Below are 13,399 nucleotides of genomic sequence, written 5' to 3'. Positions count from 1 at the left end.
AGCACCGCGCTCCATTGCCTGTGTCCGCGCGGAAATGGCAACGGCTCCCGCTCCGCGGCGCTCCTGCGCGATAGGCTCGGCACAAAGGAGGACACGATGAAGCGGCACAAGTACTACTACGGCCAGCACTCCAGCCAATGGGGCGAGCTGTTCGTACCAGATTCGCTGCAGCCACACCGCACTCGACCCGACGGTGTGGTGGTGGTGATCCACGGGGGCTATTGGCGCTCCCAGTACGGCGCGGAACTTGGTGAGCCGATTGCCAGGGACCTCGCTGCGCACGGAATAGCTGCCTGGAACCTTGAGTATCGGAGGGCGGGAAACGGTGGCGGATGGCCGCATACGTTCGAAGACGTCCTCGACGGGATCGACCATCTGGGCGAGATTGCCGGCAAGCATGAACTCAATCTGAACAAAGTCGTTGCGTTGGGACACTCCGCAGGCGGCCATCTGGCGGTCTGGGCAGCGGGGCGGGATAAGCTCTCCAAAATCGGTGCCCCCGACGCCGACCGGCAGCTCCATCGGCATGACAACGGCGCGGCAGTGCGGCTGACCGGCGTCGTGAGCCAATCCGGACTGCTGAACCTGGCGGACGCCGAGCGGCTCAACCTGAGCAACGGCGCCGTTGACAACCTCATGGGTGGGGACTCGGTAAGATACCCCAAACGGCATATCTATGCCGACCCCATGAGGTCGCTCCCCATCCCCGTTCCGGTCTTCGCAGTCCATGCCGCATCGGACGAGGATGTCCCGTGCAGCCAGTCCGAGGCTTATGTTGCCGCAGCCACCGCTTCCGGGGGAGCGGCCCAGTTCGTCAAGGTACCCGGCGACCATTTCGACCTGATCGACCCCAGGGCCGTTGCGTACAAGAAGTGCCGGGAGTTGGTGCAGCGGCTGCTGGTGTGAGGGATTGCCGACAAAGTCACTGACTGTCATCGCGAGACGCACGCCACATCCGCGTGGCAGAGTTGTCCCATGCTGACAGTCATAGGTGAAGCGCTGGTTGATGTCGTCCAGCGTTCTTCGGGAGTCGACGCACACGTGGGCGGAAGTCCGCTCAACGTTGCCGTGGGTCTGGCCAGGTTGGACCACGCGGTCCAGTTCATTGGCCGCTTCGGCAAGGACGCCTACGGGGAATCGATCGCGGCGCATCTGCGCTCCAGTTCCGTCATGGTTCCGCTGCCGCCGGACGAGCGTCCCACCAGCGTGGCCACCGCCCTGATCGACGACGACGGCGCTGCCAGCTACACCTTCGACCTCGCCTGGGAGCTTCCCGGCCTCGCTGCGCGCCTCCCCTTGATGCTTCAGGGGACGTCACTCCTGCACACGGGCTCGATTGCCACCATGTTGGAGCCGGGTGCGTCGGAAGTCCTTTCCGCCGTCGAGCATGCCCATCCGAACGCAACCGTTAGCTTCGATCCCAACTGCCGGCCCAGCATCATCGGGGATCGCGACTATGCGCGCACCCAAGTGGAGCGTTTCGTGGCACTTGCGGACGTGGTCAAGGCATCGGACGAGGACCTTGAGTGGCTCTACCCCGGCGTCGACGTCTTGGAATCGGCCCGGCGCTGGCTGGCCCTGGGCGGCAGTGGGGGACCCGCCGTCGTGGTCGTCACGCGAGGCGCAGATGGCCCCTGGGGCGTCACGGCCGAGGGCGAGGTCCAAGTGGACGCCCCGAAGGTAGAGGTGGCGGATACGGTGGGTGCCGGCGATTCCTTCATGGCCGCGCTGCTCTCCGGGATCGTTGACCGCGGACTGGCAGGGGCCCAAAACCGGGAAGAGCTGCACGCCTTGCCTGCCGAAATGCTTGAAGGGATCCTCAACCATGCGGCGCGTGCCGCGGCAATCACAGTTTCCCGGCCGGGCGCGAATCCGCCCACACGGGCCGAACTCAACGCCTTGGGCGTCCCGGAGTCCGGGGCAGGCGTCGAAAGGCAGCCATGAGCTACACCGACCTTCCACAAGTCCCATCGTTCGATGTCACCAGCAAGTCGTTCAAAGATGGTGACGTACTCAGCAGCGCGCAGACCAGCAAGCGCTTCGGCGTGGCGGGCGGCAAGGACGAATCCCCGGAATTGAGCTGGAATGGAGCCCCGGCGGGGACCAAGGGCTACGTCGTCACCGTCTTCGACCCCGATGCACCCAAGGCCGGCGGCTATTGGCACTGGGCCGTGGTCAACATACCCGCGGGTACGAACTCCTTGCCGGCCGGCGCCGGCGTTCAGGGCGGCTCGCACTTGCCCGCGGGCGCGTTTCAACTAAAGAACGACGGCGGGTTCCCCGGATATCTGGGTGCCGCACCTCCGCCTGGGCACGGCCCGCACCGGTACATCGTGGCCGTGCACGCCGTCGACGTCGAAGAGCTGGGTCTCGACGCCGGTGCCTCGACGGAAGCGCTCGTCCGCAAGCTGGCAGCCCACACGCTGGCCCGGGCCGTCATCACAGGCCACTTCGAGCGGCGCTAGCTTTGGGGCGAAGTCGACGGCGGCTGCCCCCACGTAGACTGACATAATGCGGCTCGTAGCAAGTGACATTGACGGCACCATCCTCGGCCATGACGGCAAGATCAGCAGCCGCACCGTCCGCGCTTTCCATGCCTGCCGTGACGCGGGCATCGAGGTGGTGTTCGTGACAGGGCGGCCGCCGCGCTGGCTCTACCCCCTCCGCGAGCAGATCGGCCACAGCGGCATCGTGATTTGCTCAAATGGGGCAGTCGTGTGGGATCTTGAAGCCGACAAGCTGATTTCGGCAAATGCCTTGAGCATCGGGTCCGTGCTGGAGGCCCGGCGGATCATCAAGCAGCTCCGGCCGGACGCTTTGTTCGCGGCCGAAACCCTGACCGGATTCCATCTCGAACCCGGGTTCATTGAGAACGAAACCAGTGAGCTTCTGGCCGAGTTTACCCCTGCTTGGCTGGACGAAACTCTGACCGGGGACGACGCCGTCGTGAAGTTCCTTGCCGTGACGCGCAGCGGCACCCCGGATGATTTCCTGGCGAAGGTGCAGCCCGCCGTCGCGCACCTCGTGGAAACCACCCACTCGGCGCCGCGGACCGCGCTCCTGGAGATGTCGGCGCCCGGTATCAACAAAGCCGTCACGCTCGCTGAATACGCGTCGTCCCGGGGCATCGACGCCGCTGAGGTAGTCGCTTTCGGCGACATGCCCAACGACGTCGAGATGCTGCGCTGGGCGGGCGACGGTTATGCAATGGCCAGCGGCCATCCGGAGGCGATCAGCGCAGCCGGCCAGCAAGCCCCCCATTTCGACGACGACGGCGTGGCCCAGATCCTCGAGGCAAAGCTCGCTTCCCTGCGGGTTTCGTAGGCACTGGCCGCCGCACTGGGCCGCCGCGCTGGTCCGCTAGTTCGGCGCCCGCAGCCCGTGGCTGTGCGCCAAGGCAATGGCTTCTGTTCGTGAACCTACGCCGAGTTTCCTGAAGACATTCCTGACATGGAATTTAACGGTGTTTTCGCTGATATGCAGCTTGGCGGAGATGGCTCGGTTGCGCTGTCCGGCCGCCAGCAGTTGAAGAACTTCCATTTCGCGCTCGGCCAGGCCCCATCCACCGATATCGCCCACGGGCGCTGATGGCGGGTCCAGCGGCATGACCACCTGCACGTCCGCTCCCCAGCCGGCCATGACCTCGATGTTCATTCGGCCGTCCAGCGCTGCCACTCTGCTGTTGAGCCGGGCAATGTTGGGCGAATCCGCGGTCAGTTCACCCAGGCCGTCGTCTCGCACATTGATGAGCAGGTTCACGCCGTCGCAGTCCCACTGCACGCGCACGCGCCTCACCGCGGGCTGCTCCACGATGGCCAGTACCAGACCCCGCACGATCGCCCGTGCAGCGTGCGCGACTTCGCCGGGCAAGGCGCGGCCGTTGACGGGCGGTTCGATGAACTGGACGTCGAGTCCGCTGAAGTGCATGAGTGGGCGCAGGTCCTCCCGCAGCCTTTCGAACGCGGTGGCCACAGGCTCTTCCACGAGATCCGAAGTGCGGTCGCTCAACGTCCGCAGATTGACGAGCGAGGTCGCGGCAAGGTCCGTGACGGCCTTGCGGGCCGCGGCGTCCTCGAGCGAGCTCGATCGTAGGGCCGCCAGCATCGTCTCGAGCGTGGTGGAATGCTTGTCCACGAGTTCGGCAGTGACGCGGAGCCGCTCGGCGGACGCCGCCCGGGATTCCAGGAGGTACGACGGCGGCGCGTCCGCCACCTTCTCCTGGATGCGCCGTGCCGTGAGTTGCCACAGGTAGTCAAGCATCCGCAGTGCCGACTCCCGCTCCAGCGGTTCCTCGGGCAGGTCCGGCTCCGTCAGGGTCAGCAGTGCATTGGTCCCGGACGTCAAGGCAAGAACGGGCCGCTCCCGTCCGGCGATGGTCGCTTCTCCCTGCCAGGCCTGGCCTTCGGCAACTTGGGAGCGCAACTGGTCAAGTTCAGGAATGGAGACGCGGCTGATGATGGCTTCCGCCCCGGCCTTCTTCTGGGGCCGGCCAGTGCAGTCCTCGGTGAAAATGACCAGCGCGCTGCTGCCCACGTAGGGCAATGCTGCTTCGCGAAGCTGCTCGGCGATACTCATCAACGGGGCGTTCGCTAGTGCCGCAATTGCTTCGAGGAGCGTCCATGTGCTGGGAGTCATCCCGCCACTCTAGCGGCTCGCGTCTTGCGCATACTACCCAAACGGGTAGCCAACACTGCCCATGCTCAGCGTTACACCTATCCGTTCAATCCAGAACGATTGATTCAAACGGAGGATTCACCTGAGCAGGAGGTAACGCATGACCACCACCGCAGAGACGTTCCAGGCCGCCTCGGATGCCGAGCCAAGCGTGGATGTCGAGCTAAGCCTGGCCCTCGTGGGCAGCGAGATCGCAGAAACGGCCGCTGAAGTGGACCTGGGGCAGCTGACCCGCCTGGCCACGGAAGTCCAGACCGCCGGGAACTCGGCCACCGGAAGGATCTTCGTTGCAGGAGCCGGCCGCAGCGGCCTTGTCCTGCGAATGGCCGCGATGCGGCTGATGCACCTCGGATTCGACGTGCACATCGCGGGGGACACCACGACGCCGGCCATCCGTTCGGGCGATCTCCTGCTGCTTGCCTCGGGCTCCGGGACGACCTCCGGCGTCGTGCGGGCTGCCGAGACGGCCTCCAAAGCCGGCGCCAGGATCGCCGTGTACACCACGAACGCAACCTCCCCGCTCGCGGAACTGGCCGACGTCGTCGTTATCATTCCTGCGGCGCAAAAGACGGACCACGGATCCACACTGTCCCGCCAGTACTCCGGCAGCCTGTTCGAGCAGGTCCTCTTCCTCGCTGCCGAAGCCGTCTTCCAGACCCTGTGGGACAACGACGCAACCCCGGCCGAGGAACTCTGGCTCCGCCACGCCAACCTCGAATGACCCCTGATTTCCACCGCAACAACACCACAACAAACGACCGAAAGAGAACCCCATGAAGCTGCAAGTCGCCATCGACGTCCTCACCACCGAAGCTGCCCTCGAGATAGCCGGCAAAGTGGCCGAATACGTTGACATCATCGAACTCGGCACCCCGCTCGTGAAAAGCGAAGGTCTTACGGCCGTAACCGCCATCAAGGAAGCCCACCCGGACAAGATCGTGTTCGCCGACCTCAAGACCATGGACGCCGGCGAACTCGAAGCAGGCATCGCTTTCAAGGCCGGCGCAGACCTCGTCTCAGTGCTCGGCGGCGCGGACGACTCCACCATTGCCGGTGCAGTCAAGGCGGCCAAGGCACACAACAAGGGCATCGTGGTGGACCTGATCGGAGTTGCGGACAAGGTGACCCGCGCCAAGGAAGCCCGCGCCCTCGGTGCCAAGTTCATCGAGTTCCACGCCGGGCTCGACGAGCAGGCAAAGCCGGGCTACAACCTGGACGTCCTGCTGAGCGCCGGCGAGGAAGCCCGCGTGCCGTTCTCCGTCGCCGGCGGCGTGAACCTGTCCACCATCGGAGCCGTCCAGCGCGCCGGAGCGGACGTCGCCGTCGTCGGTGGTTCCATCTACGGCGCAGACGATCCCGCCCTAGCCGCGAAGCAACTCCGCGCCGCCATCATCTAGCAGCAACTTCAGCCGGGTGGGCCCAACTGACTCGCAGTTAACGTCGTTTTCAGGCCTCAAAACGACAACAATTGCGGGTCAGTTGGGCACGCTCACCTATTACACAGCTTCAGTCCAACTGCCGTTCAACTACTCCCCGTAGGCTCTTGCCGTATTCGATGCCGATCACAGGGGACATGATGGCCAAGAGAAAGACGACGGGGTGGCCCGAGGCCCCCGTTCGCCGCGCAGTGCCGGCCGAACATTGGAAGCAGTTGCGCCGCGGAGACCGGGTGCGAGTCAAGCTTGCGCCCGGGTTTGAGAACCCCGGCCAGGTGGACGCCGTTTCGAGCGACCACAGCGTGGTCTGGGTAAACCTCGACGGCGGTCGCGGCCGCACGCTGGTGCACTGCGGCGACGGCGTGGAGATCGTCCCGCAGGAATCCTGACGGGGTCGCGGGCGGCACGGCCGGGTTACGCTACCCGTGTGAGCTCGCATTTGCCCTTCTTCAGTCGCCCGGACGGACAATCCGCTCCGCTTGCCTTCGCGCACCGCGGGTTTTCGCCCGATGGGCTTGAGAATTCGGCCGCGGCGTTCAGGGCCGCGCTTGAGCTTGGCTTCACGCATCTTGAAACCGATGCCCGCACCACTGCCGACGGCGTGGTGCTCCTTTTTCACGACGACACCCTCGACCGTGTCACAGATGCCCACGGCCCCATCTCCAGCCTCAGCGCTGCCGAGATCGCCAAAGTCCGCATCAGGGGCCGCGAAGCAATTCCCCGCTTGGCAGAGGTCCTTACGGCATTCCCCGAGGCTCGGCTGAACGTCGATGTCAAGGATTGGCATACGGTCAAGCCACTCGCTGGAGTCATCGAACAACTCGATGCCCATGACCGGGTGCTGATCGCGAGCTTTTCCGACCGCAGGCGCCGTGCGGTCCTGCGGCTGCTCCGCCGTCGAACAGCATCGTCAGCGGGAATCGTCTGCAACGCTGCCTTTACTCTCTTGGGACCGATTCTTCCGGAGCGCTGGCTGCGGAAGATCCTGCACGACGTCGATGCCCTCCAGGTCCCGGTCCGGTACGGCCCCCTGACGGTAGTGACGCCCGGTTTCCTGCGGCGCGCGCATCGGCTTGGGCTCCAGGTTCACGTCTGGACGGTCAACGATTCCGCCGAGATGGCCAGACTGCTGGACATGGGCGTGGACGGCCTGGTCACGGACCGCGCGGATCGTCTGAAGTCGGTGCTGCAAGGCCGGGGCCAGTGGTGGTGAGCGCCCGGGCGCGCGCCGCCAGGAAGTCTCGCTCGGCGTCGTTGTCCGTGCGCTCCTGCGCGGCCCGGTAGGCGGCGACAGCTTCTGTATTGCGGCCCAGGCGCCGGAGCAGATCGGCCCGCACTGCGTGGAAAAGATAGTAGTGGCCCAGCTCAAGGACGTCGACGGCGGCAAGCCCCGCGGCGGGTCCTTCCACCTCCGCGAGGGCCACGGCCCGGTTCAAGGCGACCACCGGCGTCGGCTCCATTGCCAGAAGTTGCCCGTACAACGCCAGGATTTGGCGCCAATCCGTGTCCCCGGGCTTTGCGGCATCGCTGTGCACCGCGTTGATGGCAGCTTGCAATTGGTACGGTCCGGGCTGGTTCCTCTTCAGGCATTGCCGCACCAAGGACTGCCCTTCCGCTATTTGGTCCCGGTCCCAGAGGCTGCGGTCCTGGTCCGCGAGGAGCACCAGGCCGCCGTCGGAAGTTGTCCGTGCTGCGCGGCGGGCATTTAGCAGAAGCATGAGGGCCAGGAGCCCTTTGGCTTCGGGCTCGTCAGGCATGAGTTCCATGATGAGCCGGCCCAGGCGCAAGGCCTCGCGGCAGAGGTCTTCGCGCACCAGTCCGGCTCCCGAGCTTGCCGCGTAGCCCTCGTTGAAGACCAAGTAGATGACGGCCAGCACCGACTTCAAGCGCTCGGGCAGCTCGGCCCCGCTCGGCACACGGTAGGGGATGTGGGCGTCGCGGATCTTTGCTTTCGCCCGCACGAGGCGCTGCGCCATGGTTGGCTCAGGCACGAGGAAAGCGTGGGCGATTTCGGCGGTGCCGAGCCCGCCCAGGAGCTTGAGTGTAAGGGCCACTTGCGCGGCCCGGTTGATGGCGGGGTGGCAGCACGTAAAGATCAGCCGGAGCCGGTCGTCTTCCACGGTGTCCCCCTCGATTCCTTCGGGTCCATCCCCGAGTCCATCGCCGTGTTCATCGCCCTGAAGGAGAGCGGCCTGGGCGAGCTTGTCCCTCCCGGTAGCCTCGCGGCGGAGCCGGTCGATGGCGCGGTTGCGGGCAGTGGTGATGATCCAGCCGGCGGGGCTTGGCGGCAGCCCGGCGTCGGGCCAACGGGCCACGGCCTCCGTGAAGGCGTCCTGGACCGCGTCTTCGGCGGCATCGATGCTGCCCAAAACGCGGACCAGGACCGCTACGGAGCGTCCATACTCTTCGCGGAATATTTGCCCGATCTCCGAAATATGGACCATGGAGAAACTATTCCCGGTAGCCCGCAAACGGCCGCACCTCGATAGGCAGCGTCGTGGCTTGGGCGGCTTTGCGTCCCCAGCCGAGCGCAGCGTCCAGGTCCGGGGCTTCGATGACCCACAGGCCTCCCACATGTTCCTTGGCCTCGGTGAAGGGCCCATCCGTGGTGAGCACTTCGCCGTCGTTCACACGCACCACTGTGGAGGTGCTGGCCGGGTGCAGGCCGCCCGTGAAAACCCAGGCGCCGGCGTCGCGCATTTCCTGGTTCAGGGCGTCAAGATCGGCCATGATTTTGTTGAGGACTTCAGGTTCCGGGGCGGGGCCGTCGGGCTGGTAGATGCTGAGCAGATAGCGTGACATGACTGTTCCTCCTTGGGATGTGGCGCCGGCACCTTGCCTGCGTCTCACCCCCTATACGAACGGCGTGAGCTGTTTTCGACATCTCCACGTACGAATCTGCGAAAAGCTTAGCCCCGCTGGCAGGATGGGAGCATGCGTATCCTGATTGCCCCGGACAAGTTCAAAGGTTCCCTCACCGCCGCAGAAGCAGCGTCGGCGATGGCCGAAGGGGTATTGCGCGTCTATCCGGATGCCGTGGTGACGCAGTTTCCCATCGCCGACGGTGGCGAAGGAACGCTGGAAGCAGCCGTGGCGGCAGGCTACGAAGAACGGATCAATGCCGTCGTAGGCCCCATTCTCAAGCCGGTGGGCGCCGCATGGGCCATCCGGCAAAATGCTTTCGGCGGAGCCACCGCGGTGATCGAAACAGCACAAGCGTCCGGACTGGCGCACATGGAGCCGACGCCGGAAAACGCCTTGCGCGCCCACAGTTACGGTTGCGGCCAGCTCATCGCCGCGGCCCTCGACGCCGGAGCAACCGAGATTGTGCTCGGTCTGGGCGGATCCGCGATGTCCGACGGCGGCAGCGGGGCCCTGCGTGCGCTCGGATTGAAGCCCCTCGACGCGGCAGGAAACGTGGTTCCGCTCGGCGGTGGCTCGCTCGCCGACGTCGTGTCCCTCGACGTTTCCGGGCTTGATCCGCGCCTGACCGCAGCGAGGTTCCGGATCGCCGTCGACGTCCAGAACCCCCTCTTTGGCAGCGACGGCGCTGCGCATGTGTTCGGCCCGCAGAAGGGTGCGGACGAAGACGCGGTGGAACTGCTCGACGCCGGCCTGCGCAACTGGGCATCCCTGCTGCGGGAAGCGGGAGGACAGGATGTCAACGTTCCCGGCGCAGGGGCGGCCGGCGGATTCCCGGCGTCGTTCCTGGCCTTCACCCAGGCGACGCTGGAAGGCGGGTTCGCCCTCGTGGCGGGACTGACAGGGCTTCCCGAACAGCTCGGCGGCGCGGATCTGGTGATCACGGGCGAAGGATCCATGGACTCGCAGTCGCTGACCGGCAAGGCACCCATCGCTCTGGCGGATTCGGCATACGGGCAAGGCATTCCGGTGATTGTCGTAGCCGGCAGGATCCTGGTGACCCCCGAGGAACTGGCCGGCCACGGCGTGGTGGCCGCGGCGCAGCTCCTCGACGTCGCACAGCGTCGCGATGGAGTGCCCGATGCAGCTGATGCCCTAGCGAACGCGGCCAAATACCTTGCATGGGCTACGAGCCAGGTCCTGGAAGGGGTCTGAGCTCGGGTCCAAGGGGGACATGCCCCCCGGTGGGTGCGAGGAATGGACATAGTGTGAATATGCCCATTCCTGAGTACCAGGAGGGGGCATGCTCGTGTTGGATTCTGGGTTACTCGGCCTCACCGGGCAGATAATTAACGTACAAAGCATGGCTCTGACTTCTGCCATGCACTCACGATGCGACGACCCCCGCCCGGGACGCCGTCACCGCCTGCCGGGCTGGCAGCCGGCCAGCACGGCACCATCGAATCGAGGAGCACACCATGTCCACCTTGAAAGAGCGGCTGCACGCAGACGTCGTCAGCCACATGAAGGATGGCAACCGCATCGCCCTGAACGCCACACGCAACGTCCTCAGCGAGATTGACACCCGTGAGAAAGCCGGCCAGACGCCGATCCAGCTGGACGACGCCCAGATCACGACCATGTTGCGGAAGGAGGCTTCCGAATATCACGAGGTCGCCAGGCTTTACGAGGAGGCCGGAGAGTCCGAGCGTGCCGCCACGGAGATCGCAGATGCCGAGGTAATCGAGGCCTATCTGCCGGAACCACTGACCGCCGAGGAAGTTGAATCCATCGTTGACGAGGTCATCGCCTCGCTCAAGGCCGACGGCGTGGAGCTGTCCCTTATGCACATGGGTTATGTCATGAAGCCGGTCACCGAGAAGATCGGCGGCCGCTTCGAGGGCAAGGCGGTCAGCGAGATTGTTCGCCGGCGCCTGTCTTAACTAGGTCTGTTCGGCTAGGTGTGTTCGGCGGGGAGGGCTGACCTCCTTGCCGAACACATGAATTCCCCGGGGAGGGACGCTACCGCTTCTTCCCGCTCCTCTTAGCCGCCGCATTCATCGCTGCCTTTGCCGCCGGCGGCAGCCCTGCCGTCTCCATCTCGGGCTCGGCAACCGTCCCGCGCCAACGGGCCAGGCCCTTCATGCCGTGGTAGACCGCCAAGGCAGCGGCCGAGCCCAGTGCGATACCCGTGAACTTCAGTTCGCCGATGGTCCACGTGTAGTCGGCGATCCCGATAATCAAGGCGACGGCTGCCGTGGTCAGGTTGATGGGGTTGGAGAAATTGACCTTGTTCTGCACCCAGATCTTTACGCCCAGGACGCCGATCATCCCGTAGAGCATGGTTGCGGCACCGCCCAGCACGCCGGCGGGAACTGTAGCAATCAGTTCGCCGAACTTGGGCGAGAAACTCAGCAGAATGGCGAAGGTCCCGGCAACCCAGTAGGCCGCCGTCGAGTAGACCTTCGTGGCTGCCATGACGCCGATATTCTCGGCGTAGGTGGTGGTCCCGGAACCGCCGCCGAATCCGGCGAGGACCGTCGCGACGCCGTCGGCCATCAACGCGCGGCCGGAAACGTCGTCGAGGTTCCGTCCGGTCATCGCAGCCACGGACTTCACGTGCCCCACGTTTTCGGCCACGAGCACCAGGACAACCGGCACGAACAAGCCCACGACGCCGAGGTGGAACTCGGGAGTCTGGAAGTGCGGCAGCCCGATCCATGAGGCCGAGTCCATCTTGGAGTAGTCCACTTCGCCGCGCGTCATGGCGGTGAAGTAGCCAACCACCACGCCCACGAGGATGCTCAGGCGGCCAAGAATGCCACGGAAGAGGACGCTCACCAGGATGATCGTCACCAGCGTCACGAGGGCGGTGACCGGGGCCTTGTCGAAGTTCGCCTTTGCTGCCGGAGCCAAGTTCAGGCCGATCAGGGCGACGATCGCGCCCGTGACGATAGGCGGCATGGTCCGGTTGATCCACTCAGCGCCGAACTTCTGCACCACCGCGCCGATAAGGGCAAGTACGACGCCGGCAAGCACCACTCCGCCGAGCGCGCCGGGAACGCCGAACTGCTGCTGGGACGCCAGGATGGGGGCGATGAAGGCAAAGCTCGAACCAAGGTAGCTGGGTACGCGGCCTTTGGTGATGACCAGGAACAACAGGGTGCCGATGCCGGAAAAGAGCAGTGTGGTGGCCGGCGGCATGCCCGTGATGATGGGCACCAGGAAGGTAGCTCCGAACATCGCGACGACGTGTTGCATGCCGACGCCGATGGTCAACGGCCACGCGAGCCGCTCCTCGGGTGCCACCACGTGTCCGGGCCGGATCGTCTTGCCGTTGCCGTGCAGCTTCCATTTGGTTCCGAGCATGCTCATCTACGGGAGCCTTCCCTGAAAGTTGTGATTGTCCGGGTGCAACCTTACCGCCCGGACGGCCTGCTGATTCCGCTGTGTGGAACGTCACGTGGCTTCACGGGAAGAGGCGCGGCGAAGTTGAAGTTGCAAGCATGGAAAGCATAAGCGCCCGGCCGTCCATGGCTGCGGGCACAGCGAAAGGTACGCGAATGACGATCGCCCACGAAGAAGCAGTGATTGACGCCGCAGCAGTCGACGCCATCTTTGCCGAAGCCCGCACTGCCAACTCGTTTGCCGGCGAGGTCTCCGAGGAGCAGGCCCAGGCCATCTACGAACTGACCAAGTACGGCCCGACGGCGTTCAACTCCCAGCCGTTGCGCGTCACCTATGTCCGTTCGGACGAGGCCCGCGCCAAGCTCGTCGAGACCCTCTCCCCAGGCAACAAGGCCAAGACCGCCTCTGCTCCATTGGTCGCAGTGCTTTCCTACGACACCGCCTGGCACGAGCAGTGGGACAAGTTCCTCCCGGTCTACTCCGCCCCGAAGGCCATGTACGACGCCAATCCCGAGTTCACCGCAACCACGGGCAACAACAACGCCCACCTGCAGGCCGGCTACTTCATCCTCGCCGTCCGCTCCCTCGGCTTCGCTGCCGGCCCCATGACCGGTGCCGACTTTGCTGCGATCGACGCTGAATTCTTCCCTGCCGGTGACCAGAAGAGCTTCCTCGTGGTCAACATCGGCCAGCCAGGTCCGGACGCTTTCGGCGATGCCAAGCCGAAGTTCGCCTACGAAGACGTCGTCCGCACCGTCTAACCCCCGCTCACTTTGACGTCCACTTCGCGTACGCCCGCTCACTCTGGTGAGCGGGCGTTTGCGCTTGAGGGGGTATATGTGAGCGGGCGTTTGCGCTTGAGGGGGTATATGTGAGCGGGCCCCTCTTCGTCAAGCTGGTTGTGAGTCATTCATTACCTGTTGAGAAGGAGCCGGCGATGGCCGTTGATACCAAGGGTTTTACGCGGGAAGAGATCCGTGAGTTCATGCATGAGTATTATTTGCAGCCGCACGGGACGA

General features: G+C 65.0%; 15 protein-coding genes. 11 read left to right on the top strand and 4 right to left on the bottom strand.

The features are described from left to right. Positions 1–96: 96 nt before the first annotated feature. The 4 genes from AB0O52_RS14330 to AB0O52_RS14315 all read left to right on the top strand — a co-directional run bounded on the left by AB0O52_RS14330 (position 97) and on the right by AB0O52_RS14315 (position 3,324). Positions 97–906, top strand: coding sequence for an alpha/beta hydrolase (locus AB0O52_RS14330; RefSeq protein WP_364538855.1), 810 nt, complete (start codon positions 97–99; stop codon positions 904–906). 69 nt (positions 907–975) lie between these two features. Next, positions 976–1,944, top strand: coding sequence for a carbohydrate kinase (locus AB0O52_RS14325; RefSeq protein WP_364538623.1), 969 nt, complete (start codon positions 976–978; stop codon positions 1,942–1,944). Then, the gene (locus tag AB0O52_RS14320; protein ID WP_364538621.1) at positions 1,941–2,465 is read left to right on the top strand and encodes a YbhB/YbcL family Raf kinase inhibitor-like protein; all 525 of its coding nucleotides are present in this window, start codon (positions 1,941–1,943) and stop codon (positions 2,463–2,465) included. The genes AB0O52_RS14325 and AB0O52_RS14320 overlap by 4 nt, the downstream gene beginning before the upstream one ends. Positions 2,466–2,511: 46 nt before the next feature. Next, positions 2,512–3,324: an HAD family hydrolase gene (locus tag AB0O52_RS14315; RefSeq protein ID WP_364538619.1), complete on the top strand. Its 813-nt coding sequence runs from the start codon at positions 2,512–2,514 to the stop codon at positions 3,322–3,324. A gap of 36 nt (positions 3,325–3,360) precedes the next feature. Here the strand turns inward: AB0O52_RS14315 and AB0O52_RS14310 are convergent, their stop codons facing one another. Then, positions 3,361–4,635: a LuxR C-terminal-related transcriptional regulator gene (locus tag AB0O52_RS14310; RefSeq protein ID WP_364538617.1), complete on the bottom strand. Its 1,275-nt coding sequence runs from the start codon at positions 4,633–4,635 to the stop codon at positions 3,361–3,363. 139 nt (positions 4,636–4,774) lie between these two features. On the opposite strand from AB0O52_RS14310, the gene hxlB reads away from it, so the two are divergent. The 4 genes from hxlB to AB0O52_RS14290 all read left to right on the top strand — a co-directional run bounded on the left by hxlB (position 4,775) and on the right by AB0O52_RS14290 (position 7,323). Then, the gene (gene hxlB, locus AB0O52_RS14305; RefSeq protein ID WP_364538616.1) at positions 4,775–5,395 is read left to right on the top strand and encodes a 6-phospho-3-hexuloisomerase; all 621 of its coding nucleotides are present in this window, start codon (positions 4,775–4,777) and stop codon (positions 5,393–5,395) included. 52 nt (positions 5,396–5,447) lie between these two features. Continuing rightward, complete coding sequence (hxlA, locus tag AB0O52_RS14300; protein ID WP_364538615.1) at positions 5,448–6,071, top strand: 3-hexulose-6-phosphate synthase; 624 nt, start codon at positions 5,448–5,450, stop codon at positions 6,069–6,071. Between the two features lie 179 nt (positions 6,072–6,250). After that, positions 6,251–6,499: a hypothetical protein gene (locus AB0O52_RS14295; RefSeq protein ID WP_364538614.1), complete on the top strand. Its 249-nt coding sequence runs from the start codon at positions 6,251–6,253 to the stop codon at positions 6,497–6,499. 38 nt (positions 6,500–6,537) lie between these two features. Continuing rightward, positions 6,538–7,323 carry a glycerophosphodiester phosphodiesterase family protein gene (locus AB0O52_RS14290; RefSeq protein ID WP_364538613.1) on the top strand — a complete coding sequence of 262 codons (786 nt, stop codon included), beginning with the start codon at positions 6,538–6,540 and terminating at the stop codon, positions 7,321–7,323. Here AB0O52_RS14290 and AB0O52_RS14285 read toward each other — a convergent pair. Together AB0O52_RS14285 and AB0O52_RS14280 are read right to left on the bottom strand one after the other, a co-directional pair. Next, the gene (locus tag AB0O52_RS14285) at positions 7,265–8,554 is read right to left on the bottom strand and encodes an RNA polymerase sigma factor (protein WP_364538612.1); all 1,290 of its coding nucleotides are present in this window, start codon (positions 8,552–8,554) and stop codon (positions 7,265–7,267) included. The two genes, AB0O52_RS14290 and AB0O52_RS14285, sit on opposite strands and share 59 nt — an antisense overlap. 7 nt (positions 8,555–8,561) lie before the next feature. Next, positions 8,562–8,912: a YciI family protein gene (locus AB0O52_RS14280; RefSeq protein WP_364538611.1), complete on the bottom strand. Its 351-nt coding sequence runs from the start codon at positions 8,910–8,912 to the stop codon at positions 8,562–8,564. A gap of 132 nt (positions 8,913–9,044) precedes the next feature. On the opposite strand from AB0O52_RS14280, the gene AB0O52_RS14275 reads away from it, so the two are divergent. Next, entirely contained in the window at positions 9,045–10,187 is a 1,143-nt protein-coding gene (locus AB0O52_RS14275; protein ID WP_364538610.1) for a glycerate kinase, read from the top strand. Positions 10,188–10,450: 263 nt separating this feature from the next. Next, on the top strand, positions 10,451–10,915 hold the full coding sequence (locus AB0O52_RS14270) for a GatB/YqeY domain-containing protein (RefSeq protein WP_364538608.1): 465 nt from the start codon (positions 10,451–10,453) through the stop codon (positions 10,913–10,915). Positions 10,916–10,994: 79 nt separating this feature from the next. Here AB0O52_RS14270 and AB0O52_RS14265 read toward each other — a convergent pair whose 3' ends face one another. Then, positions 10,995–12,347, bottom strand: a complete 1,353-nt coding sequence (locus tag AB0O52_RS14265; RefSeq protein WP_364538606.1) for a solute carrier family 23 protein — start codon at positions 12,345–12,347, stop codon at positions 10,995–10,997. A gap of 188 nt (positions 12,348–12,535) precedes the next feature. Between AB0O52_RS14265 and AB0O52_RS14260 the strand changes: the two genes are divergently transcribed. Then, positions 12,536–13,141: a malonic semialdehyde reductase gene (locus AB0O52_RS14260; protein WP_364538604.1), complete on the top strand. Its 606-nt coding sequence runs from the start codon at positions 12,536–12,538 to the stop codon at positions 13,139–13,141. Positions 13,142–13,399 lie beyond the last annotated feature (258 nt).

This window comes from Arthrobacter sp. NPDC080073 (assembly GCF_040686575.1).
GTDB lineage: Bacteria > Actinomycetota > Actinomycetes > Actinomycetales > Micrococcaceae > Arthrobacter.
Note: the sequence above shows the minus strand (reverse complement) of the source record. Positions and strands in the feature narration are given on the sequence as shown.